This window comes from Maridesulfovibrio sp. FT414 (genome assembly GCF_050916235.1).
Classification (GTDB): domain Bacteria; phylum Desulfobacterota; class Desulfovibrionia; order Desulfovibrionales; family Desulfovibrionaceae; genus Maridesulfovibrio.
On sequence record NZ_CP104854.1, the window covers coordinates 1147106 to 1168957 of the forward strand.

Annotated in this window: 18 protein-coding genes; 16 read left to right on the top strand and 2 right to left on the bottom strand. The window is 55.3% G+C overall.

Going from position 1 to position 21852, the window contains the following annotated elements; genetic code table 11:
- Positions 1-38 precede the first annotated feature (38 nt).
- Positions 39-1316: a double-cubane-cluster-containing anaerobic reductase gene (locus tag N7E73_RS05080; RefSeq protein WP_432737947.1), complete on the bottom strand. Its 1278-nt coding sequence runs from the start codon at positions 1314-1316 to the stop codon at positions 39-41.
- 203 nt (positions 1317-1519) lie between these two features.
- On the opposite strand from N7E73_RS05080, the gene N7E73_RS05085 reads away from it, so the two are divergent.
- Positions 1520-3103: a SidJ-related pseudokinase gene (locus tag N7E73_RS05085; protein WP_432737948.1), complete on the top strand. Its 1584-nt coding sequence runs from the start codon at positions 1520-1522 to the stop codon at positions 3101-3103.
- Here N7E73_RS05085 and N7E73_RS05090 read toward each other — a convergent pair whose 3' ends face one another.
- Entirely contained in the window at positions 3104-4114 is a 1011-nt protein-coding gene (locus tag N7E73_RS05090) for an HD-GYP domain-containing protein (protein WP_432737949.1), read from the bottom strand. It abuts the gene before it with no gap.
- A 422-nt stretch (positions 4115-4536) separates the two neighbouring features.
- Between N7E73_RS05090 and mraZ the strand changes: the two genes are divergently transcribed.
- From mraZ to ftsZ, 15 genes are all read left to right on the top strand, one after another.
- A complete protein-coding gene (gene mraZ / locus N7E73_RS05095) occupies positions 4537-4986 on the top strand; it encodes a division/cell wall cluster transcriptional repressor MraZ (protein WP_432737950.1) in 450 nt (149 codons plus the stop codon).
- Between the two features lie 138 nt (positions 4987-5124).
- Entirely contained in the window at positions 5125-6099 is a 975-nt protein-coding gene (gene rsmH / locus N7E73_RS05100; RefSeq protein ID WP_432737951.1) for a 16S rRNA (cytosine(1402)-N(4))-methyltransferase RsmH, read from the top strand.
- On the top strand, positions 6096-6398 hold the full coding sequence (locus N7E73_RS05105) for a hypothetical protein (RefSeq protein ID WP_432737952.1): 303 nt from the start codon (positions 6096-6098) through the stop codon (positions 6396-6398). Before rsmH ends, N7E73_RS05105 begins: the two co-directional genes overlap by 4 nt.
- 23 nt (positions 6399-6421) lie before the next feature.
- The gene (locus N7E73_RS05110) at positions 6422-8371 is read left to right on the top strand and encodes a penicillin-binding transpeptidase domain-containing protein (protein ID WP_432737953.1); all 1950 of its coding nucleotides are present in this window, start codon (positions 6422-6424) and stop codon (positions 8369-8371) included.
- Positions 8372-8384: 13 nt separating this feature from the next.
- Positions 8385-9845, top strand: coding sequence for a UDP-N-acetylmuramoyl-L-alanyl-D-glutamate--2,6-diaminopimelate ligase (locus N7E73_RS05115; protein WP_432737954.1), 1461 nt, complete (start codon positions 8385-8387; stop codon positions 9843-9845).
- Entirely contained in the window at positions 9842-11233 is a 1392-nt protein-coding gene (locus N7E73_RS05120; protein ID WP_432737955.1) for a UDP-N-acetylmuramoyl-tripeptide--D-alanyl-D-alanine ligase, read from the top strand. Before N7E73_RS05115 ends, N7E73_RS05120 begins: the two co-directional genes overlap by 4 nt.
- A complete protein-coding gene (gene mraY / locus N7E73_RS05125) occupies positions 11230-12309 on the top strand; it encodes a phospho-N-acetylmuramoyl-pentapeptide-transferase (RefSeq protein WP_432737956.1) in 1080 nt (359 codons plus the stop codon). Before N7E73_RS05120 ends, mraY begins: the two co-directional genes overlap by 4 nt.
- 6 nt (positions 12310-12315) lie before the next feature.
- On the top strand, positions 12316-13620 hold the full coding sequence (murD, locus tag N7E73_RS05130) for a UDP-N-acetylmuramoyl-L-alanine--D-glutamate ligase (protein ID WP_432737957.1): 1305 nt from the start codon (positions 12316-12318) through the stop codon (positions 13618-13620).
- Positions 13617-14732, top strand: a complete 1116-nt coding sequence (ftsW, locus tag N7E73_RS05135) for a putative lipid II flippase FtsW (RefSeq protein WP_432737958.1) — start codon at positions 13617-13619, stop codon at positions 14730-14732. Before murD ends, ftsW begins: the two co-directional genes overlap by 4 nt.
- The gene (gene murG / locus N7E73_RS05140; RefSeq protein ID WP_432737959.1) at positions 14732-15814 is read left to right on the top strand and encodes an undecaprenyldiphospho-muramoylpentapeptide beta-N-acetylglucosaminyltransferase; all 1083 of its coding nucleotides are present in this window, start codon (positions 14732-14734) and stop codon (positions 15812-15814) included. The genes ftsW and murG overlap by 1 nt, the downstream gene beginning before the upstream one ends.
- Positions 15815-15867: 53 nt before the next feature.
- Positions 15868-17286 (top strand): UDP-N-acetylmuramate--L-alanine ligase, encoded by a 1419-nt coding sequence (gene murC / locus N7E73_RS05145; protein WP_432738838.1) that lies wholly within the window; start codon positions 15868-15870, stop codon positions 17284-17286.
- Between the two features lie 5 nt (positions 17287-17291).
- Positions 17292-18164, top strand: coding sequence for a UDP-N-acetylmuramate dehydrogenase (gene murB / locus N7E73_RS05150; protein WP_432737960.1), 873 nt, complete (start codon positions 17292-17294; stop codon positions 18162-18164).
- Positions 18161-19027, top strand: a complete 867-nt coding sequence (locus N7E73_RS05155) for a cell division protein FtsQ/DivIB (protein ID WP_432737961.1) — start codon at positions 18161-18163, stop codon at positions 19025-19027. Before murB ends, N7E73_RS05155 begins: the two co-directional genes overlap by 4 nt.
- Before the next feature lie 42 nt (positions 19028-19069).
- Complete coding sequence (gene ftsA / locus N7E73_RS05160; RefSeq protein ID WP_432737962.1) at positions 19070-20299, top strand: cell division protein FtsA; 1230 nt, start codon at positions 19070-19072, stop codon at positions 20297-20299.
- 228 nt (positions 20300-20527) lie between these two features.
- Positions 20528-21817: a cell division protein FtsZ gene (gene ftsZ, locus N7E73_RS05165; RefSeq protein WP_432738839.1), complete on the top strand. Its 1290-nt coding sequence runs from the start codon at positions 20528-20530 to the stop codon at positions 21815-21817.
- The last annotated feature ends 35 nt before the right edge of the window (positions 21818-21852 follow it).

Genomic DNA, 21852 nt, shown 5'->3' on the forward strand with positions numbered 1-21852 from the left:
GACAGGTCTGTCGAGGGCTTTCTTCAGCTGAATCAGGATTAGGAAATCATTTCAACAAATGCTTCAACCCTGGTCTTGAGCTGTTCAACGTCTTCCATGCTGTAGTCGGTTTCAATTGCCAGCATGGGCAGTCCGGACTCGGCCAGAACCTTTTCCACCTTGAAAGCTTCATGGGTGTAGGGCTGGCAGAACATGAGCGAATAGTGAATAACGCCGTCGACCTTGGTTTCTTCGGCCAGTTTTTTGATGTTGTCCAGCCGCTCATTGTTGGGAGTGAAACAGGCACAGTCGATTTTCATGTAACGATCACAGATCGCGTCGAGCATTTCCTCTACGGTCTGGCCGGATTCGTCCACCAGATCACGAGTGTTGCGTGTTCCAATACATGATTCCTCTGAGACAACCACAGCTCCGGAACTTTCCACTATATATGGAAGCTTCCAGTTGGGTACTGCCATCGGGCAGCCGGACAACATGAGCCGTGGGGTCTTTTCGGGCACAATACCTTCGCCGGCGGCGATACGGGCTTCAATCTGGTCGCAGAGGGTGTTGATGGACTGGGTGAACCGTACCGGGTCATCATAAAAACTAACCTGATTGATGAGCAGTACATCACGTCCGGAAATGGGAGTAGGTACGGCAGCACGCAAGGTATTGAGGCGCTGCAGAGCACGACGCTTATCGTTAACGGTCTTTATGCCCTTCTTGAGGGACTCGGCGGTAATGGTTCTGCCGGTGAGTTTTTCAAGTTCTTCCTTGAAGCGCATAACTTCGGACTTCCAGAGTTCACGGTCGGAAGCTTCCTTACACTGGGGAACTTCCATCACGTACATGGGAGCCATCTCGGAAAAAGCTTCGTAGGCCTTCTTCTTGCCGTCACAGGTGGTTTCACCGATGATCAAGTCACAGGACTCGGTGTAGGGGCAGATTTTAGCCATCTTGAAACCGATAAAAGACTTGATCAGCGCGCAGGTGTTGCGGGGAACCAGTTTCTCGGCAGCTTCGGTTCCGGCATCGGCACCGGCGCAGAGTCCCACCTGAATGGCGTCAACAGCAAGGGTAAGTTCCTCGGGAACAAAAACACAGAAGGTCCCGACTATCTTGCGGCCTTCGGCCTTGGCATCCATAAGCTCCTTTACCCGCAGGCCATGCACTTCGGAAAGTACGAAATCAAGGTACTCCATACCCTGCAGACGGCCCTGCTGACTCATGTAGATGTCACCATAAAATTTGCCCAGAACCTCAAGCAGCCCGTCATGGGCCTCAATGTCGAGATTCAGGTTTTCCCACATCTCCCTGTATCCAGCTTCTGACATGATCTTATCTCCCTTTGTGTGCTCTAAAAAAGTGGTTTACGAACCTTTACCCAATAAAGCAGCAACTCCCTTTCCACAAATCGAATCTACATATGCATTTGCAAACAATGGATTTTATAAACCAATAACAACCGATTACATCCACTGGCCTAATCCGGCTCTTTGGTATAATCCTGCGGAACAGAAACAACGAGAGGATCAACTTGAACAAATCGGACGCCACATTTTATGCCCGGGGACTCAGCCCTGACCGGGAATTCAGCGCTGCCTACATGGACATGCGCAACCTACGCACCCTGCTGCAGAATTCACCGGACTTTGCGGATGATTATATTGTCCATGCGGTCTGGGATATCCTCATGGAGGAACGGTACGGAAGCCAGCGCATGTCCCAACTGCTCTACCGGGAATGTGCCAAAGCTCTGGCAGCAGTAGGACAGGGCTGCTCCGACATGGATCTTTCCCACAAGGCACTTCATCTTCAGATTCAAGCGGCATCAACATGCAAAAAATATCCTGCTATTGAGGCTTCCGGCGGGCTGGGAGTTCTACCATTTGCAATAGACCTCCCGGAGTCTCCGGAACCGTTCAGCGGGGCAGCACCTTCAATCAGGTGGGAACAGCTGCTTAAATCTGCAGGGGCTATTGAAGATCCCGTGTTTTCAGGTCGGAGTGCCGTGATGCGCACGGAAAAGGCAGACCAGATCTTCTCGGTGAAGATTCTCCGCAAGGGAGAGGACCCGCAAGGACTTCACCTTGAGGGCCGCTGGATGCAAAGACTGCAGGAAGACGCCAGGCAGTGCCCGGTCCGTTTCGATTGTCCGCAGCCCTGCACGGTTGAGGGACAAATTGTGTTCAGAATTGAAGGCCTTCCTGATGTCAGGCCGGAAAACCTGCATGACGAGCTTTATGCCATGGCCTACCACGCCCACAGCGACTATTTTGTATATCCCAACGATGACAGGGTGGACAGACGCTGCAACGCGGAGGATATGCTCGAGATCATGGGGCGCAATGCCTACATTCTAGGCTGGCTGGCCGGACGCGGAATAGTCCATGACGCACCGATCCCCCTGTTTCACAACCGGGTTCAGGCCACAAGGAGAACGGACGAGGGAGTGTACGAATGGCGGAGGTTCGGGCGGCTGGACCGCTGGCTGGATTCCTGCCGCTACCCCAACTTCGGGCTTTCAGGGCTGCGCGACTTTGAGCACCTCCAGGTCATGAAACCGGGACGTGATTCCTTCTACTGGGCAATAGGTTCCCACTTCATGTCCATCCTGCTGGTACTGGGCAGCTGGTTCAGGGCCGGACAGCCGGACCTGTGCGGCCTTGACGAGAACGGCGAGCCTGTCGATGCCCGTCATCTTTTTGATGCAGAGCTGTTCGAGCAGGCAATCATAGAATGTTTCAGGCGCTACTACCACGGCTTTACCGGGATGCAGTACAAGAACGAAATAGACCTGCACGTGCCGGAGCTGGTACAAGCCATGATCGATAAGATGGGAATAGACCGGCACATGTTTGAATTCATGCGGGTGGTGGATCAGGACATCCTTGAAGACGGAGAATTCCGCAAATATCTCATCAAATGCGGCATGGCCCCGGAAAAGGCCATGACCATAGAAAAAGGATGCGAAGACATACCGCTTACCACCGGGCCTCACCTTGGCGACTTCAACAGCACCATTTCACTGCCTGAAATAATCGAATGGTCCGCCATGGCCGCCGGTTGCTGCGTTGCCGGGAAAGCCCTCGGCAAACGCTGGGCACAGAAGCAGTCCTGATTACTTCAGGGTCATGGCCCAGGCCTGAATGCTCCTGGTCACTTCAGGGTCATACCCCTTGTCCTGTGCAATAATGGTGGCGGCCTGTTTTGGGTCTATGGCCTCGGCATAAGGACGGGCTGTAATCATGGCGCAGTAGGAATCCACGGCAGCCATCAGCCTGCCCAGACTGGAAATATCCCTTCCGGACTTTTTCTGGGGATACCCCTTTCCGGTCACCCGTTCGTGATGTTCAAGCACGCAGGCCTCGATTTCCTTGTATTTCAGGTCCAGCTTGCTGAGCATTTCGTAACCAAGCATGGGATGTTTATCGATCTTGGTCCGCTCATCGGTGGTCAGCGGCTTGGGTTTTTCCCGAATGAAGATGGGAATCTTGGTCATTCCCAGATCATGCAGGAACATCCCGGCGGTAAGTCTGTTGAAATGGTTGCGGGTGATCTCTCCCTTGGCAAAAGCTGCCCCCTTCTGGTGGATGAACATGGTCAGCCCCAGAATGCCGCAGTTCACACTGTGCCTTGCCAGTGAGTGTTCCTTATGCAGACGCCGGGACAATGCCTTGATGCGGTAAGGGTCATTCCAGAGATATTCGGTAAGTACCATCAGGTCGACCCACAGCTTCTCCATGACCACGCCCACAGGCTGGTCAAAAAATTCACCGATGCGCATGGTCAGGGCTTCAAGAAAAATATCGGCAATCTCGCTTTCCTTGAGGTTGCGGTCGATCAGGACAAGGTCCAGCTGGTAGGCGATGTGCTTGACGTATACCGGATGGTCCTTGCGGGAAACAAAAATCAGTCCCTCTTTGACCAGCTCCGCAAGCATCTCAATGCGTTCCTTGCTCAGCCTCTCCCCAACCTTATAAAATGGACTGACCCGTCCCACCTCCTCTTTGAAAAGAAATATATCCAGCGGGGGACGGAACTTATTGAAGCTCTGGATAATGTCAGAGCTTATCTGGTAGTACTCCTCATTAAGACCATCCGGAACATCAAATCTGCCTTTTGCAATCATCCTCAACGCACCCCGATATAACCTGCTGTAATAATTAGCTCAGAATTGATAGACAGACCCATCGACAAGTAGAATCAACACCAGTTGCATGATCGGTCAGTTTCCCTCGGCCCATACAATGCACCCCTGCTTTTTTTGCCCTATAGCACTCATATGTGGATTCGTGAAGAGTATCCACACCGGGATTACTTTTTTAATTATTTTTTTAAAATTTTTCTAAATTGTTTTTCCACCTGTCTTCATCTTTTCTAAGCTCCGTATATTTAAGCTTTTAGAATACACCAAAAGGTTACGAACCCTTGAAAACAGCCAAAATGAGACCCTCTTATTTATGAAAGGGGTCTTGACTTTTCTCCCAATTTCCAACACAGGTGGTGAGACGGGGGGAATTGGTGGTAGAACTGTGTGATTAGGTGGTAACAATGAAATTCAGAGGTCACGCACATAGAAGCCTTGATGATAAAGGCCGACTTATGCTCACTCCGGAGTATCGCGACCAAGTGTACGCCGATTCTCCGAAGGGTTGCGTGACTTTGACAATTTTTGAGGGAAACATCGTCGGTTTCACTCCGCCGGACTGGGACATCCTTGAACAGAAGCTCACAAGCATCAAGAACCCCAGTCGGAAACTCAGAAATTTCATCCGCATCATCATTTCAGGTTCCGAACAAGTCTTTCTTGATAAACAAGGAAGAATCACCATCCCTTCCCATCTGCGGAAAAGCGGCAAACTGGACAAGGACGTTGTTCTTGCCGGTGTCGGAGACAGGTTTGAGGTCTGGGACAAGCGGGAATACGAAGCCCTGCTTGAACAGGATTTTGACGATGTTTCCGACGAACTGGCTGAATGCGGAGTAGAACTCCCCTTCTAGCCGGTCTCGCTCACCCGCATCACTGACACACAATTGTTATTTAAATTTCAAGCTTGATATTTCAAGCCGGCACAGTTTATGACCGCTCCCCCCAGGGCACAATCATCAACACTGAAAACGGTTTGAAATCAGGACACCATGGAAAGCAAGGAAACCAGACCTGAAAAGGTTCACACATCGGTTCTGCTGAATGAAGTCATCGAATGGCTCGCCCCCAAACCGGGCGGACGCTATCTCGACGGCACTCTCGGTATGGCCGGACATTCGAGCGCTATTCTGGAAGCTGCCGGAGAAGGCGCGGAACTGGCCGGACTTGACCGGGACGAGCAGGCCCTTGAACTGTCCGGAATACGCCTTGAACCTTTCGGTGACAGGGCGCACCGGTTTCACCTTGCTTTCAGCAGATTTGAAGCAGCCCTTGACGAACTGGGCTGGGACACTGTGGACGGAGTGGTACTGGATCTGGGAGTCTCCTCCCTGCATCTGGACCGGGCCGAGCGCGGTTTCAGCTTCATCAAGGACGGCCCGCTGGACATGCGCATGGACCCGGCTGGAGGTATGCCTCCGGCATCGTCCATCGTGAACAAGGGGTCATTTTCGGACCTGAACCGTATCTTGAAGCTGTACGGGGAAGAGCCGCTGGCCTCCAAGATAACCAAGGCCATCATCGCCGCCAGGGAGCAGGAAAAGATCACCACCACCCTGCAGCTGGCTGCCATTGTTGAAAAAGCCTATCCGGCCAAGCGAAAGGCCCTGTCCCGGACACATCCGGCCACCAAGACCTTTCAGGGACTGCGCATTGCGGTGAACTCGGAGCTGGAAGAGCTCCAGAACTTCCTGCAGAGAATACCGGAAAGACTCAGCCCCGGAGGAAGAGTCGCGATCATTTCCTTCCATTCGCTGGAAGACAGGATCGTGAAAAAAAGTTTCAAAGCAGAATCAGAGGACTGCGACTGTCCGCCCATGCAGCCGATCTGCACCTGCGGAAAAGTAAAAAGGCTCAATATACTGACCAGAAAACCCGTCCTTCCCACCGAGGAGGAGATGATGGTCAACCCGCGCAGCCGCAGTGCCAAGCTCAGGGTCGCCGAAAGAGCCGCCGAAAAAGAGTGAGTGGCAGGATGAAAGGCGACTCCAAAGGAATAGTCATCGCCCTGGCCCTGACCATGGGTTCGGCACTGATACTGGGACTTATTTCGGTCTGGTTCAACATTGAACGGGTTGACCGGGCATATGACCTGAGACGCATGGAAAAGCGGCTTGACGAACAGGAAGCCCTGGCCGCCAAGCTGGAAGTGGAAAAGAACAACCTGCTCTCTCCCTTGAGACTGCGGGAACTGGCAGAGAAATACGGCTTCGGGCCGGCTTCACAGGGGCAGATAAGGAGGCCTAGGGAAGCGGCTAAACCGTAGTTAAAAGGTAACAGGAGCTTGAAGTGGCAAAAAGGAAAAAAGAAAGCCTGAAGCAGAGCAGGAACAAGCTGCTCTTCGTCATGGTCCTTTTCGCCCTTATGTGGACGGGACTTCTCGGCAGAGCGGCATGGCTGCAACTGTTCAAGGGTGCCGACCTCTCGCGCCTGGCCTCGCGTCAGCATCTGGCTGCGGAACTGGAACGCGGAGAGCGCGGTTCAATCTATGACCGCAACGGCAACCTGCTGGCAACCAGTGTTGAAGCGGAATCCGTCTATATCCGCCCGGTAAAGATCACCGACGTTGACGGAACAGCTGGCAAGCTTTCGGAAATTCTGGGAATCCCCAGAAATGTCCTGAGAAAGAAGCTGTCCTCGAAATCAAATTTCATCTGGATAAAACGCCAGATAAACGACCGGATGGCCGCAAAGCTGAAAGCAGCGGATCTGCCCGGCGTACACCTGACCACCGAATATGTCAGGCTCTATCCCAACAACCACCTTGCGGGGCAGTTGCTGGGATTTTCCGGCATTGACGGCAACGGTCTGGAAGGACTTGAAAAAGAGTTCAACGAACGGCTGGCCGGCCGCAAGGCCCAGTTCGTTGTTCAGCGCGATGCATCGGGACGCAGGCTTTACCTCGATGCAATGGGCCGCGAAATGGACATCAGGGGTAAGGATCTCCACCTGACCATTGATTCCCACCTGCAGTCAGTGACAGAAAACGCACTGGCCGAGGCTGTGAAGCAGTACAGCGGCAAGTGGGGCTCCGCAGTAGTGGTTGAAGTTGCCACCGGCGACATCCTTGCCCTGGCCAATTGTCCGCGGTTCAACCCGAATATTTTCCGCACCAGTTCCCCTGACATCTGGAGGAACCGTGCGGCGCTCGACGTTGTGGAACCGGGTTCAACGTTCAAGCCGTTCCTGATTGCCGCCGCGCTTGAGCACGGTGTTGTAACCCCGGAAAAGCTCTTTGACTGCGAAAACGGCCGCTGGGAACTTAACGGCAAGTTCATCAAGGACACCCACCCGGAAGGATGGCTGCCTGTGCACAAAATCATGCGCTACTCCAGTAACATCGGTTGTGCAAAGATCGGCCTTGAACTGGGCGTGCAGAACTATCACAAGTTCATCACCGACCTCGGATTCGGTGAAAAGACAGGTCTGCCCCTGCCCGGAGACCGCAAGGGTATGATCCGCCCGGCAGCGAACTGGAACGAGATCGACCTTGCAGCCGGATCATTCGGACAGGGAATCGGTGTTACCGCCCTGCAGATGGCACAGGGATTCCTGACTCTGGCCAACAAGGGGATAAGCAAACCGCTGCACCTGATCCAGTTCCCCCGCACGGAAGATGATGCGGAACCCAAAAGAATCTTCAGTGCCGAGGCAGCCGAAAAAGTCCTCTCCATGATGCGGGAAGTGGTTCAGGAAGACGGTACAGGCAAAAAGGCCCGCATAAGCGGGATGACCGTGGCCGGGAAGACCGGTACGGCCCAGAAGGCACACAAGAAAGGCGGATACGGAACCGAATATCTGGCCTCTTTTGTGGCACTGGTTCCGGGCTACAACCCGGACTACATAGTTTTCATGATGGTGGACGACCCCAAGCCGAACCATTACGGCGGCACGGTGGCGGCACCGGCGGTCAGGAACATAATGACCGAAACACTGGCCTATTACGGAAGGCTTCCGGAAAGGAGAGATCCCACCCCGGTAATGGCGGCTGTTGAAGAGCCGGTTTCCGATCTTCCGAAAAGGGCCGTCAAGGCAACCCCGTCCCATACGGAAGTGGCCGGCACGGATGTACCGGACCTGACCGGGATGCCTGTAAGAAGAGCAATTGAAATACTGGTGCAGAAAGGTTTTGTCCCCAAACTGAAAGGTCAGGGGATGACGGTGAAGAAACAGCTCCCCAAGGCCGGCGACAAATGGCCTGAGGACGAAAACGCGGAAATGGTTCTCTGGGTATCCTGAACAGGGGCTGAATATGACTGCTGATAAATTTGACAAGACAAAATGGGACGCACTCCTCGCCAGGGTCGGCGCAGGACTGATGGTCCGTACCGATTCCCGCACAGTACAGGAAGGCGATGTTTTCGTAGCCATATCCGGACCGCTGCGCGATGGAGCTGAATTTGTCCCCCAGGCACTGGAAAAGGGAGCCTCCTGCATAGTCTGCGCCTCTGAAACTGAAACCGGAAAGGCGGATCTCATCGTCCATCCGGATCCGCGCGAAGCCCTCGGAGAACTGGCCACAGCATATTTCAAGACCTCCGAGAACAAGGTCAGACTGGTCGGAATAACCGGGACAAACGGTAAAACAACCGTTTCCTACCTCATCGAACGGCTTCTGACATCAGCCGGAAAGAAGGTCGGCGTCATCGGCACCGTAAGCTACCGCTGGCCCGGATTCGAGCAGGAAGCACCGCTGACCACCCCCGGATGCTGGCAGTTGCATGAACTGCTGGCACAGATGAACCAATCCGGGGTTGATGTGGCGGTCATGGAGGTATCCTCACATGCACTTGACCAGAAACGCGTGGCCGGACTGAATTTCGACGCTGCGGTAATCACCAACGTCACCCAGGACCACCTTGATTACCACGGGGACATGGAAACATATTTCAAGGCCAAGTGCCTGCTTTTCAACCACTACCCCAGCGCACTCAAACGCGGGATCATCAATTTTGACGATCCCTACGGCAGACGGCTGCTTGAGTGCTACGGCCCGGCCATCGGCTTCGGTCTGGACAAGGCCTGCGCCACCGGAAGCGATTCCCTGTGCGGCGAAATGCTGTCCTGCACCGGCTCCGGCATGCATCTGCGCATGACAAGGGGCGATGAGCAGTGGGAAATCGAATCGGACCTCATCGGCCGCCACAACGGTTCAAACCTGCTTGCCGCTCAGGCAGTCGGTCTGCACCTTGGCCTTACCCCGGCCCAGATGAATGTGTTTGCAGAATTTCACGGTGTTCCCGGCAGGCTTGAACGGGTCCGCAACGATCAGGGACTTAATATTTTCGTGGATTACGCCCACACCCCGGACGCGCTGGAAAACGTACTGCGCACCCTGGAAGACCTGAATTTCAAACGGATCATTACCGTGTTCGGCTGCGGCGGAGACCGCGACCGCACCAAACGCCCGCTCATGGCGAAAGCAGCCTGCAGATATTCTGACGTGGCAGTGCTGACCTCGGATAACCCGCGCACCGAAGACCCGCTGTTCATCCTCGACGAGGTGAGGGCCGGGATAGAAGGTTGTGACAAGGTGCTGGAAGATGCCGATCGCGCTGCGGCCATCAGAATGGCTGTAGCGGAAATGACTGCCGAAGACGTGCTGCTGGTGGCAGGCAAGGGTCATGAGACCTACCAGATTATTGGAACCGAAAAACGCCATTTCTCCGATGCGGAAGAAATCGGCAAGGCGATCAAGGAGATATACGGTTGAAACTGACTCTGTCTGAACTCGAAGAACAGCTCCTGGGGGGCAGCGACATCCCCGGTGCGGAAGGCATTGAAATCTCCGGCGTGCGCATTGACAGCAGGCTGGTGAAGAAAAACGATGTTTTCTTCTGCATCGAGGGTGAAAATTACGACGGCCACAACTTTGCCGCAGCGGCCCTTGACGCCGGTGCAGCAGCCGTTGTCGTCTCCCAGTACCGTCCCGAGCTTGAAGGCAGACCGGTCATTCTGGTCCGCAACACCGTACAGGCCCTCGGCAGGCTTGCCGCATACTGGCGCCTCAAGTCCAAGGCCCGCATGATCGCCGTCACCGGTTCCGCAGGCAAGACGACCGTAAAGGAAATGCTGGCCCACGTACTTTCCGGATCCCACACCGTGCACAAGAATTTCATGAATCTGAACAACCAGATAGGCCTGCCCATGTCCATGCTGGAAGCCACCGGCGAAGAGACCTACTGGGTAATGGAACTGGGCATCAGCCTGCCCGGCGACATGGCCGAACTGGGCCCCGTGGCCATGCCGGACATGGCAATAGTCCACAACATAGGCCCTGCCCATCTGGAAGGACTCGGCTCGCTGTCCAACGTGGCAAGATTCAAAGCCTCAATTTTCGAATACCTGCGCCCGGAAGGGAAAGCCCTGTGCTGCATGGACCACACCCTGCTCTGGGAAGAAGCCTGCAGCATAACAGATCCCGTTCCCTTTTCTTCACAGGATCAGAGCGCGCCCTATTACAGCACGCTTATGCGCACCCTTCCCGACGGGTCCGGCGAATTCATGATCAAGGCCGGAGACAAGCGGACCAAGGTGGTCCTGCCGACCTGCGGTTCACATTTTGCGGAAAATGCCGCAGCCGTCACCTGCGCAGCACACCAGCTGGGCATGGAACTGGATGAAATCGCAGCAAGACTTTCCACTGTGGAGCTGCCCAGACAGCGCTTCCACTGCCATACCTACGGGGAATGGACCCTCATCGACGATTCATACAACGCCAACCCGCTTTCCATGCACCGGGCCATCGACACGGCAAAGAATATTGCCGGAGAGCGCCCGCTGGTGCTGGTACTGGGGGACATGCTTGAACTTGGCGAAGAAGCCGGATGCGCCCACTGCGACCTCGGCACCAAAATCGCCGAAATAAAGCCCGATGCGACTTTCTACCACGGCAGACACTACGCCGAGGTGGCATCGAATACCAACGGGTCCACGCTGGTCCCGGTGAACAATCCTTCGGAATTTTTAAACGGAATACATGAACTTGGCTTAAGCGACGCGGTTGTTCTTTTCAAAGGGTCAAGATCATGCCGCATGGAAGAATACTTCCAAGCCCTTAACACTGAAGTCAGCGGGGAGACCGGAGGAAACAAAGCATGATCTATCATTTTCTTGTCCCCTTGAGTGCGCAGCTCAGTGCGCTGAATGTGTTCCGGTACATAACTTTCCGGTCCATCTACGCCCTGCTGACCGCGCTGGTCATCACCATCGTGCTCGGCCCGGCAATGATGCGCTGGCTGCAGAAGATCAAGTGCGGCCAGTACATTCAGGACGAAATCGCCGAACAGCACAAGTGCAAGGCCGGAACCCCCACCATGGGCGGCCTGCTGCTGGGTTTCGGTGTGCTGGTCTCCACCCTGCTCTGGTCCGACCTTACCAACGTCTACGTCTGGCTGACCATGCTGGTTTTCGCAGGATTCGGACTGGTCGGCTTCATTGACGACTACACCAAGATCAAGGGCAAGCGTAACAAGGGAATTTCCGCACCGGCAAAACTCTTCGGCCAGCTGATCGTGGCCGGAGCCGCAGTTGGGCTGCTCATAATGCAGCCCGCCTACTCAACCGAGCTGGCAGTGCCGTTCTTCAAGAACTTCACCCCGGACCTCGGCTGGCTCTACCTGCCGTTCGCCCTGCTGGTTATGATCGGTGCCTCGAACGGGGTAAACCTGACCGACGGACTGGACGGACTGGCCATAGGCCCGACCATCACCAGCGCCACCTGCTACGCTTTCTTCATCTATATTGCGGGGCATGTGGGGATGGCCAGCTACCTCAACGTGCCTCATGTACCGGGCGTGGGCGAAGTTACCGTATTCTGCGGTGCGCTGGTGGGAGCCGGACTCGGATTCCTCTGGTACAACGCCTATCCCGCGCAGATTTTCATGGGTGATGTGGGTTCACTGAGCATCGGCGGGGCTCTCGGCTTCATCGCCGTACTCTGCAAACAGGAACTGCTGCTGATCATCGTGGGCGGTGTCTTCGTATTCGAGACCGTCTCCGTAATCATGCAGGTAAGCTATTTCAAGGTCAGCGGCGGCAAGCGCATTTTCCGCATGGCACCGCTGCACCACCATTTTGAGCACCAGGGTGTGCCGGAATCAAAAATCGTGATCAGGTTCTGGATTATCTCCATCCTGATGGCCCTGATGGCCCTAAGCACACTAAAGATCAGGTAAGGAATCATGGACAGCGCATTCGTAGAAAAGGTCACATCGACCCGCATGTTCACCGACCGGCTGGCTGTTGTAGCCGGAGCCGGACGTTCAGGACTGGCCGCAGCACACCTGCTGCACAGGCTCGGTGCTGCCGTGCGTATCGTGGATGCCAATGAAAACCTTACTGAATCCGTACTTGAAGGCCTCGGCCCCAAGGCCCAGCTCATGACCGGTCCCTTCTGCGAAGAACAATTCGCCGGTGCGGACGTTATTGTCATAAGTCCCGGTATTCCTGTCCGCCGCATCAAGCCCTTCATCGGCGACCTGCCTGAGCGCAGGATAATCTCCGAGCTTGAACTGGCGGTCTGGTTTGCAGACGAACCCAAGATCGCCGTAACCGGGACCAATGGTAAAACAACCACAGCCGCACTGATGGAACACATCCTTCAGGAATCCGGCAGGACCGTTTTCGCCGGTGCCAACTACGGGACTCCCCTTTCCGAATACATCGTCAACCGTGGACAGGCCGATGTACTGGTGCTTGAAGTATCAAGCTTCCAGCTCCAGAACTGCCGGCTGTTCCGTCCGCAGGCAGCCATCCTGCTCAACATTTCAGCCAACCACCTCGACTACCACGAGGACATGGATGAATACGTAGCGGCCAAACTCAAGATTTTCGAACGCCAGAGCAGGGAAGAACTGGCAATACTGCCCGCAGATATGAAAGACCGGCTCGACCCTGCTTCCTTCACGCGTGCGGAAGTTAAATGGTTTGACGGAACTGCGTTCCCGGAACAGCCAAATCTTCCCGGAAAACATAACCGCTACAACATTGAAGCTGCCTGGCTGGCACTTGAGAAGATCGGTCTGACCCGCGATGAATTTGAAGCCGGGCTGAAAACATTCAAGGGCAAGCCCCACCGCATCCAGAATATCGGCATCGTGAACGGAGTACGTTTCATCGACGATTCCAAGGGAACCAACCTTGATGCGGTCCGCGCAGCTCTCAACAGCTTCGAAGGCCCTATCAGGCTGCTGCTTGGCGGCGTCTTCAAGGGCGGAGACGTCAGTGAACTAATTACGGTCATGGAAGGCAAGGTAGTTGAAGTGGGCCTTTTCGGTGCCGGACGCGAACACTTTGAGCCAGCGCTGAAGGACAGTTTCAAGATTTCATGGCACGAAAACCTCGAAAAGGCTGTACGCACCCTTTTCGCCAATTCAAGCGCCGGGGAAACCATTCTGCTTTCTCCTGGGACTGCAAGTTTTGATGCCTACACAGGCTATGCGGCTAGAGGCGATGATTTCAAAAGGATCATGGAGGAACTGTCTTGAACAAAAAAAAGACCCTCTCAGACAAGCCCGAACGCCCTGACTACTGGCTCCTCTGCGCGGCACTGCTGCTGGCCTGTTTCGGCCTGATGATGGTGCTCTCCGCCAGCGGAATCATGGCCGAGCGTTTCTTCGGGGATAAATACCTCTTCTTCAAGAAGCAGGGGATCTTCCTCGTTGGCGGAATCATCATGATGTACATCAGCTCAAGGCTGCCCAAGGCCGTATTCTACAACATGGTCTACGTGTGGCTCATGGGAGCGTTCATACTCCTGCTGCTCTGCGATTTCACGCCGCTTTCAGTAGCTGCCGGAGGTGCAACCCGCTGGATAGCCCTCGGCCCCATCCGCATTCAGCCGCTGGAATTCTGCAAGCCCGCGCTGGTGCTGTATCTGGCCTATTTTTTCTCACGCAAGCAGGAACTGATCAAGACCTTCAGCGTAGGATTCCTGCCGCCCTTCGCCATTACCGGAGCCCTGTGCCTGCTGCTGATGCTGCAGCCGGACTTCGGCGGGTCGGTGTTCCTGTGCATGATCCTCTTTTTCATGAGCCTTGTGGGTGGAACCCGTGTCAGCTACCTGCTGACTTCACTGTTTTTCGCCGGCGGTGCCGGGTACATGCTGATCACCAGCTCCCCCTATCGCCTGAAACGCATGACTGCGTTTATCGACCCGTTCAAGTCCGCCCATGAAGAAGGATACCAGCTGGTGCAATCCCTCTACGCCTTCGGTTCGGGCAACATTTTCGGGCAGGGACTCGGTGCAGGCAAACAGAAACTTTTCTTCCTCCCGGAAGCCCATAACGACTTCATCATGGCCGTTGTGGGGGAGGAACTAGGATTCATCGGAGTTCTGGCGGTATTCATGGTTGTTGCCTTTCTGGTCTGGCGCGGTTTCAGGATCGCACTGGCACAGGAAGACCTGCAGGACCGTTTCACCGCCTACGGACTGACCATCATGCTGGCTCTGGGCTTTGTGCTCAATCTGGCCGTGGTCATGGGAACAGTACCTCCCAAGGGTGTACCGATGCCGTTTGTAAGCTACGGGGGATCGAGCCTGCTCATTTCCTGCACCTGCATCGGCATACTGCTCAACCTCTCGAGGGGTAAGGTCTGATGAAGCGCGTAATCCTGACTACCGGCGGCACCGGGGGCCATGTATTTCCGGCCCTTGCTGTGGCTGAAGAAATCAGGAACCGTTTTCCTGCGTGCGAAATCCTGTTCATAGGCGGACAGGGCGCGGAAAGGGAAATGGTGGAACGCGCAGGCATTGCCTTCAAGGGGCTGCCTGCCAAGGGAATCATCGGCGGCGGAATCGGCAGGGTCATCGGATCATTGTGGATTGTAAGGGCACTGCTGCTGGCCTTGAAAGAGATTGTGAGTTTCAAGCCCGATGCAGTCATCGGATTCGGCGGATATGCCGGGTTCTGCCCGGTTCTGGCAGCCCGGATTCTTGGAATTCCCACTGCCATCCACGAACAGAACAGTGTGCCGGGCGTGACCAACCGCATTCTGGGCAAAGTGGTTAAAAAAGTTTTCACTTCCTTCAAGGACATCAGGAACTCGTTCCCCTCCACCAAGGTGGAGGTTACGGGCAACCCGGTCCGCAGGGAGATCTTCTCGGCCGGAAAATCCGGAGGAAATAAAGGCGTGCTGGTATTCGGCGGCAGTCAGGGAGCAAGGGCCATCAACGAGGCCGTGTGCTCCGCCCTGCCCCGGCTGAAGGACGCAGGCGTCAGCCTGACCCACCAGACCGGAAAAGCGGATTTTGAAGAGGTCCGCAAAATTTACGAAGATATGGGAATGAACGGACATGACGTATCACCGTTCATTCATGACATGGCCTCTGCATATTCACAGGCACAGCTTGTGGTCAGCAGGGCCGGGGCATCCACTGTTTTCGAAGTGGCGGCAGCGGGAAAGCCGGCTGTTTTCATCCCGTTTCCGCAGGCCACCCACGACCACCAGACCGGCAATGCCATGAGTCTGGCCGGAACCGGGGCGGCGGTTGTAATCCCTCAGAAAGATCTGAACGGGGACATGCTGGCAGATACGATTTTGAAACTGATTTGCGATCAGGACGGCCTGAAGGAGATGGGAAGCAAAGCTCTTTCATTCGCCCGGCCTGATGCGGCCGCCGCAATAGTGGACGGCATTGAAAATATTATTCGCACGAAAACAGTGAGAGGTGAGGCATGATCGCAGCACAAGGTCCCAGCGTACCCCTGGTAACAGACGCAGCCTGTCCCATTATGCGCAGCAGGGTGGGTAACATTCATATGATCGGAATCGGCGGCTCAGGCATGAGCGGTATTGCCGAAGTTCTGATCAACATGGGCTTTACCGTATCCGGTTCAGACCTTGCGGCCGGTGCTCCGGTCAAACGTCTCCAGAAAATGGGCGCGCAGGTTTTCATCGGCCACGGAGCGGACAATGTCTCTGACGCAGATGTCGTGGTCAAGTCCACCGCCATCTCCGAGGAAAACCCCGAGCTGGTCCGGGCCAGAGAACTGGGCATCCCGGTCATTCCCAGAGCGGAAATGCTGGCAGAACTCATGCGCCTGCGCACCGGTATCGCTGTTGCCGGAACCCACGGAAAAACTACCACCACTTCCCTGCTGGCAACTGTTTTCACTGAAGCGCAGCTTGACCCCACCGTCATCATCGGCGGAAGGCTGAATACCTTCGGCAGTAACGCAAGGCTCGGCGACGGACAGTTCCTGATTGCCGAAGCGGACGAATCCGACGGTTCCTTCCTCTGCCTGTCACCCATCATCACCGTAGTGACAAACGTGGACAAGGACCACATGGACTTCTATGCCGATCAGGATGCCATTGACGAATCCTTCCGCAAGTTCATGAACTCCATCCCCTTCTACGGCATGAACGTTGTCTGCGGGGATGATCCGGGCGTGAAGAGACTGCTGCCCACCATCAAACGCCCCTGCCTGACCTACGGACTGGGCAAGGGTAACAGGCTGCGCGCGGAAATCATTTCCTGCGAAGTACGCTCCCTGTTCAAGGTATTTCTTGATGACGAGCTGCTGGGTGAAGTAACCCTCGCCCAGCCCGGCAAGCACAACGTACTCAATGCCCTCGGCACCATCGGCGTTTCCCTTGAAGCCGGACTGGACCCCGAAATCATCCTTGCCGGTCTCTCCAACTTCATGGGAGTAGGCCGCCGGTTCGAGAAAAAAGGCGAGTGCAAGGGAGTTCTGGTTGTCGACGACTACGGACATCACCCAGCGGAAATCATGGCCACCATCGAGACCGCAAAGTCCTGCTTCCCGAACCGCAGACTGGTTGTTGCCTTCCAGCCGCACAGGTTCACCAGAACACAGGCCCTGTTCGGTGAATTCTGCAAGACTTTTGAAAAGTGCGACGAGCTGCTGCTCACCGAAATATATCCGGCCTCGGAATCCCCGATCCCCGGAGTGAACGGCATGTCTCTGGCGCAGGGCATCCGACAGGTCAGCTCCACCAAGGTCCGTTTCTACCCGGACTTTGAGGTGCTTGAAAACGAACTGCCCAACATCCTCAAACCCGGTGACCTTTTCATCACCCAGGGCGCAGGATCGATTTACAAGATCGGTGAAAACTTTCTGCAGTACCTTGCCGAGCAGGGCTGCGACTGCAAGATCAGCGACGGCTGCTCACCCTTTAACGGATAGGAACAATGGCCCTTACACTGCTTCATAAACCGGATATGTCCGCACTGACCTCGCTCGGCATCGGGGGTAAAGCCCGTGTGCTCGCAAAAGTCAGGGATGAAAACGGACTGGATGAGCTGGCCCGCTTTGTTGAAAGCGAAGGCCCGAAGCTGCTCGCCATAGGTGAAGGAAGCAACATGCTGGCCGGAGACGGGGAACTGGACCTGGCCCTCATTCAGGTCGAACGGGACTCAAGACCGGAAGCGACAGTGTCCGGCAGCAGGGTTCGCGTTCCTGCTGATATGAGGTTGCCGGCACTGCTGGCCGTGCTGATCAGAAACGGTCTTTCCGGCATGGAAGGTCTGGCCGGGATTCCCGGATCGGTCGGCGGCTCAGTCGCCATGAACGCAGGTTCTTACGGAACCGACATGGCTGCTTCGGTCAGCCGGGTGCGCATCTGGACTCCCGGCAGCGGTCTGGTCTGGAAGGATGCCGCCGAGCTGGACTGGGGCTACCGCCATTTTTCCGCCCGCACTGATGAATTCACCATCATATGGGAAGCCGAGTTCGAGCTTTCCGAAGCCGGTGAAGAAAAAGTAAGGGCCGGGGTGAAAGAAACTTTTGCAAAGAAGAAAGCCACCCAGCCGGTGCTGGAAAAGACCGCCGGGTGCGTTTTCAAGAATCCTGAGGGGCACAGCGCGGGCAGGCTGCTCGACGAAGCCGGATTCAAAGGACGGGAACTGGGCGGCATGGCCTTTTCTGAAATGCACGCCAATTTTCTGGTCAACAGGGGGGGCGGAACAGCGTCGCAGGCACTTGAGCTTATGGCGCAGGCAAAGGAAGCCGTACTGGCAAAGTTCGGCGTAACCCTCAAGCCGGAGGTCATAATTCTGCCATGAGTGTAGCCGGAACAAACAAGACCAGACTGACCCTGATCAAGTCCGGGAAAAAGCGCATTACCCGCAATACGGCAAAGAAGCGCTCCGACAGGAACTTTTCCGCTGCGGATGTGCTGCTGACCATGATGCGCAAGGCCTGCATTTCCGGCGTATGTCTGCTGGTTCTGGCCGTTATCGGGGTGGGCTGCCTTGCTGGATACCGCTGGATGACCACCCATCCGTATTTTTCACTTCAGGATATCAAGATCAGCGGCAACCACCGTCTTACATACGGTGAAATACTTTCACTGGCTGACGTGAACCTGAGCAAGAACAGTCTGGCCGTGAACATCGGCGAAGTGGAAAACAGGCTCAGCGGCAACCTCTGGATCGACTCGGCAACCGTGAAACGGCAACTGCCCGGAAAGCTGCACATCCTGATCCGCGAGAAGGTGCCGCATTTCATGGTCCGTCAGGATGACCAGCTTTACTACTGCGACAGCAGGGGCGGACTTATTGCTCCGGTGGCTCCGGGCAAGTTCACCTCCCTGCCGTTTCTGAATATAGATTCCGATGCCATGGACAAGGCGGCCATCCTGCCTGAATTCATGGGCAAGCTCAGAAGAAGGGAACTCCCCTTCGATGCAGGGCAGATCGCCTGGATAGACATCAAGGGCGGAGACAGGATGGAAATTTTTATGGACAGCCCGGGCCTGAAGGTTCTGCTGGGGCTGGACAACTGGCAAGAACAGCTTTCACACCTGAACACAGTTTGGAATGACCTCAAAAACAGGGGAGAGTTCAGGGACGTGGCAGCCATATCCACCGGAAACGGCAGGGTCTGGGTAGAAAAGAGGACTCCCGGGAACGGTTCGCCACGGTAGGCAATATCCCCAATCTATTCAAGGTGATGAGGAGAAAAAATTATGTCCAAGTCTGATCTGATCGTCGGCCTAGATGTAGGCACCACCAAGATCTGCGCAGTGGTCGGGGAACCCACTGCGGACGGAGTAGACATTGTCGGTATCGGCACTGCCCCCTCCACTGGTCTGCGCAAAGGCGTGGTTGTCAACATCGAGCAGACTGTCCAGTCCATCAAGAAGGCTCTTGAAGAGGCTGAACTCATGGCCGGATGCGAGATCCGTTCCGTGTACGCCGGAATCGCCGGCAGCCACATCAAGGGCTTCAACAGCCACGGAGTCATTGCCGTAAAGGGCGGCGAAGTGACCCAGAAGGATGTGGACCGGGTAATCGACGCGGCCAAAGCCGTGGCAATTCCGCTCGACAGGGAGGTTATCCACACCCTGCCTCAGGAATACATCGTGGACGATCAGCGCGGCATTGCCGACCCGCTCGGAATGGCCGGTGTGCGTCTTGAAGTAAAGGTGCACATCGTTACCGGTGCGGTTACATCGGCTCAGAACATCATCCGTTCCTGCCATCGCTCGGGACTTGATGTTTCGGACATAGTTCTTGAATCGCTGGCATCCAGCAAAGCCGTTCTTTCCGAGGAGGAAAGGGAGATAGGCGTTGCCATCGTTGACATCGGCGGAGGCACCACCGATCTGGCGATATTTGCCAACGACTCCATAAAACATACTTCTGTTATCGCGCTCGGCGGTAACAACCTGACTAACGACATTGCGTTCGGCTTGAGAACACCCATGGGTTCCGCGGAACAGATCAAGGTGAAATACGGAACGGCACTGACCGACCTCGTCACCACTGACGAGACCATTGACGTGCCTTCCGTCGGGGGACGGGATCACCGCAAGATGTCCAAACGGGTTCTGGCTGAAATCTGTGAACCGCGCTGTGAAGAAATTCTCGCGCTGGTGGATCAGGAACTGGTACGCAGCGGCTACAAGAACATGATTGCAGCCGGAGTTGTACTTACAGGCGGAACTTCGCTTGTGGACGGAATGCAGGAACTGGCGGAACAGATTTTCGATCTGCCGGTTCGCATCGGATATCCCGCGGGAATTGGTGGACTCAAGGACGTGGTCAACAGCCCCAAATTTGCGACAGCAGTAGGGCTGCTTATGTTCGGCGCGGAAAAGGAAGGCGGTTCCGAGCAGGTCTTCCGCATCCGTGATGAAAATGTTTTCAACCGCATTCTGGGCAGGATGCGCAAGTGGTTCACTGAGATAGCCTAGAACAGGCACTCTTAAAGCTCCGAAAGGCTTATATCCGCTTCCGGCGGCTGAAACCGCTTCCGATACCGGTTTCAGGATTATGGACATAAAAGTCCGTAACGTCCGTCTTCAAAGGGCATATGTGCGGAAACCAGCCTTCAGGCAGATTCAGTGAAGGTCTTTCCCGGGCCGATCAGCCGGGAAAGTATGAATTAACGGAAGTAAATTACAGGGGAAACCGAAATGATGATGGATTACATGGAAATCGAAGGCGACGGTCAGGCCAGAATCAAGGTTATCGGCTGCGGCGGCGGTGGCGGAAACGCTATCAACAACATGATTCAGTCCGCTCTTTCCGGGGTGCGCTTCATTGCTGCAAACACCGATGCACAGGACATCAACAAATCCCTGGCTGAATACAAAATCCAGCTCGGCGACAAACTCACCAAGGGCCTCGGTGCCGGCGCCAACCCTGACGTAGGCAAAAACGCTGCCATGGAATCGCAGGAACAGATCCGCGAACTGGTCAGCGACAGTGACATGGTTTTCATTACCGCAGGCATGGGCGGCGGAACCGGAACCGGTGCAGCCCCGGTTATCGCCGGAATCGCCAAGGAAGCCGGTGCGCTGACCGTTGCAGTTGTAACCAAACCTTTCTATTTCGAAGGCAAGCGCAGACTTCTTCAGGCTGAAAAGGGCATTGAAGAGCTCAAGAAGGTTGTTGATGCGATCATCACCATCCCCAACGACCGCCTGCTGCAGCTCGCCGCCAAAAAGGCCGCCTTCTCCGAAATGCTCAAGAAGGCCGACGAAGTCCTCTACTACGGCGTCAAGGGTATCGCCGACCTGATCACCGTTCACGGCCTGATCAACCTCGACTTCGCAGACGTTCAGGCAGTAATGTCCAACTCCGGCCTCGCCCTCATGGGTACCGGTATCGCCCGCGGCGAGAACAGGGCCCGTGAAGCTGCCATGAAGGCCATCACCAGCCCGCTGCTTGAAGATGTATCCATTGAAGGAGCCAAGGGTGTTCTGATCAACATCACCTGCTCTCCCGACATGACCATCGACGAAGTCAGCGAAGCAGCCAACATCGTACACGAAGAAGCACACGAAGACGCACAGATCTTCTTCGGTACCGTATTTGACCCCGATGCTGGCGACGAAATGCGTATCACCGTTATCGCAACCGGCATCGAAAGCGCCTCCAGCCAGACTGCTGCCCCCAAAGTGGAAACCGCGCAGCCGCAGGCGCAGGCACAGCCCCAGCGGGCCACCATCACCCCCAGAGGCATGACTCCCAGACAGAAGGAGACCATCACCAGCATCCACCAGCTTGGCAGCGCCCACGCTGAGGAAGACCGCTCCATCCCTGCATACCTGCGTCATGGAGCCAACAGACCCACGGATGCAACCGGCAATGCCGAACCTGTTCAGCGTCAGCCCAAGCAGACTGCTGCCAACTCCGGAGAAGAATTCATCTTCCATGATGATGACGACTTTGAAGTACCGACCTTCATCCGCAAACAGGCCGACTAAATCCTGGCTGCGTATGAAATATAGATCGGAAACAG

Bases quoted from the DNA above. Each gene is read 5' to 3' on its own strand.
- N7E73_RS05080 (WP_432737947.1), bottom strand. From the start codon at position 1,316: ATGTCAGAAGCTGGATACAGGGAGATGTGGGAAAACCTGAATCTCGAC.
- N7E73_RS05090 (WP_432737949.1), bottom strand. From the start codon at position 4,114: ATGATTGCAAAAGGCAGATTTGATGTTCCGGATGGTCTTAATGAGGAG.
- mraZ (WP_432737950.1), top strand. From the start codon at position 4,537: ATGAAATTCAGAGGTCACGCACATAGAAGCCTTGATGATAAAGGCCGA.
- rsmH (WP_432737951.1), top strand. From the start codon at position 5,125: ATGGAAAGCAAGGAAACCAGACCTGAAAAGGTTCACACATCGGTTCTG.
- N7E73_RS05115 (WP_432737954.1), top strand. From the start codon at position 8,385: ATGACTGCTGATAAATTTGACAAGACAAAATGGGACGCACTCCTCGCC.
- mraY (WP_432737956.1), top strand. From the start codon at position 11,230: ATGATCTATCATTTTCTTGTCCCCTTGAGTGCGCAGCTCAGTGCGCTG.
- murD (WP_432737957.1), top strand. From the start codon at position 12,316: ATGGACAGCGCATTCGTAGAAAAGGTCACATCGACCCGCATGTTCACC.
- murG (WP_432737959.1), top strand. From the start codon at position 14,732: ATGAAGCGCGTAATCCTGACTACCGGCGGCACCGGGGGCCATGTATTT.
- murC (WP_432738838.1), top strand. From the start codon at position 15,868: ATGCGCAGCAGGGTGGGTAACATTCATATGATCGGAATCGGCGGCTCA.
- murB (WP_432737960.1), top strand. From the start codon at position 17,292: ATGGCCCTTACACTGCTTCATAAACCGGATATGTCCGCACTGACCTCG.
- N7E73_RS05155 (WP_432737961.1), top strand. From the start codon at position 18,161: ATGAGTGTAGCCGGAACAAACAAGACCAGACTGACCCTGATCAAGTCC.
- ftsA (WP_432737962.1), top strand. From the start codon at position 19,070: ATGTCCAAGTCTGATCTGATCGTCGGCCTAGATGTAGGCACCACCAAG.
- ftsZ (WP_432738839.1), top strand. From the start codon at position 20,528: ATGGATTACATGGAAATCGAAGGCGACGGTCAGGCCAGAATCAAGGTT.